This window comes from Bradyrhizobium sp., from assembly GCF_016462955.1.
In the GTDB taxonomy this organism is placed as follows: domain Bacteria; phylum Pseudomonadota; class Alphaproteobacteria; order Rhizobiales; family Xanthobacteraceae; genus Bradyrhizobium.
In genome coordinates, this window is record NZ_JAEMSD010000400.1 from 4,478 (window position 1) to 6,364 (window position 1,887).

General features: G+C 63.9%; 2 protein-coding genes. Both read right to left on the reverse strand.

What is annotated here, in order from left to right; all coding sequences use genetic code 11:
• A partial coding sequence (locus tag JHD07_RS29630) for a fatty acid desaturase (RefSeq protein ID WP_291628595.1) occupies window positions 1-899 on the reverse strand: 899 nt, incomplete at its 3' end.
• Window positions 900-910: 11 nt separating this feature from the next.
• Window positions 911-1,887: alpha/beta fold hydrolase (locus JHD07_RS29635; RefSeq protein WP_291628597.1), on the reverse strand; the 977-nt coding region annotated here is incomplete at its 5' end.

Below are 1,887 nucleotides of genomic sequence, written 5' to 3' on the forward strand. Positions count from 1 at the left end.
GTTCTGATGTAGCCGCGGCCGCGATGGACGATCTCGCCGTCGACGATCGCGTTAAGCTTCGGCAGCGCATGAAAGGGAATCGAGGGATAGGCGTGGTGCTCGACATGGTAGGGCATGTTCCACGCGAACCATTTGACGACTGCGCCGGTGGTGGTGGTGCGGGTGTTGTGGAAGGCGCTGCGGGTGCGGTCGCAGCCGGTATGCTCGGCGTAGAGATAGGGCCGCAGGAAGAACTGCCCGATGATCAGCGGCACGATCCAGACCCAGAGCAGCAGCGCCGACGAGAACCACAGCGAAAGCGCGAGCAGCAGCGCATAGAGGGCCACATGGATTCGCGCTTCCGTCACGATCGTCGCGCGCTTGTTCTGGGGGATCCAGGGCACGGTGACCTTGCCGGTGAGCGCATGGCCGAGCATCAGGTGCAGCCGGCCGGCGACCTGGAGCAGGCCGCTATAGGCGAGCGCGAGCTGGGTGTCGGATGTCGGCTTCGCCCCGACGATCAGTTCGGGATCTCTGTCCGGATCCTGGGTGTAGCGGTGATGGTCCCAGTGAAACAGACAGTAATATTCGTAAGGCAGCCCGATGATGAAAGCCGAGAGATAGCCGACCACCAGATTGAGGCCGCGGCTTCTGAACGCGGTCTTGTGCGCGGTCTCGTGCACCGCCATGAACAGGAAGGCGACGACATAGCCCTGCACCACCATCAGCGGCAGCGCCCAAAGCACGCCCCAGGTCGAGGAAACCTTCCAGATCAGCGCGCCCACCAGCACGATCACGCCGTAATGACCGAGACTCTGCGCCGCACCCCTGAGGTTGGATCGAACCGACAATTCGCGCAGCATGGCCGGCGAGAGCGGCTTCAGGCGATGCCCGGGTTCTGAAACGGTTGCGTCGCTCATGATCTGCCTGCCTATTTGCTCAGAAGCTCGGCGATCTCGGCCTTGATGAAGGCCTGATCCCGCGGATTGTTGACGGGGTTGCCGGCGCGATGGCCATGCAGCGAGGGGATCGGATGCAGCACGGCCGATTTCGCATTCACCAGCCGGCCGAGTTCGTCCTCGTTGTCGCGGAGGTCGAAATAGCGATCGGTCGCGCCGGGCATCAGCAGCATGTGCGCCTTGATCGCCGCCAGCGCCCGGTCGAGATCACCTGTGAACGCTGGGCAGCGGCTGACGTCGCCATTTTGCCAGATCCCGATCTGCGCCAGGAGATCATTGGCGTCGCGGCGCGCGAAGGTCGCATCCCAGGCGCGGACGAGATAATCCTCGAGCGATGTAAAGCCGGCCTCGCGCCAGAGCTCATCGCGATAGAAGCCATGCGACATCGCCCAGCCGGCATAGACGCGTCCCATGGCGCGATAGCCGGCGACGGGCCTTTCGGCGAAACGGCCATCGCGGAAGGCAGGATCGGCCGTGAGCGCCGCCTTCACGCTTTCCAGGAACACGAAGTTGTAGGGCGCGCAGCGCGCGCTGCCGCAGACGACCGCGGCACGCTCGACCATGTCGGGATGCAACGCCGCCCAATGATAGGCCTGCATGCCGCCCATCGACCAGCCATAGACCAGCGCCAGCTTCGAGATGCCGAAGCGTTCGCCGAGCAGGCGGTGCTGGACTGCGATGGCATCGTGATAGCTCACCTCGGGGAAGGGCCCGGGCGTGTTCGAAGGCGAGGACGAAAGCCCGTTGCCGAACAGGTTCGGGATGATGATGAAGTAGCGTGTCGGATCAAGTACGGCGTCGGGTCCGATCAGCCATTCCGTGTCGAAATGCTGCGCGCCGAACGAGGTCGGATAGAGGATGACGTTGTCCTTGGCAGGGCTGAGCGTGCCGTAGGTCTTGTAGGCGAGCTTCAGCGAGGGAAAGACGGTCCCGGACCGGAGCGTGACGT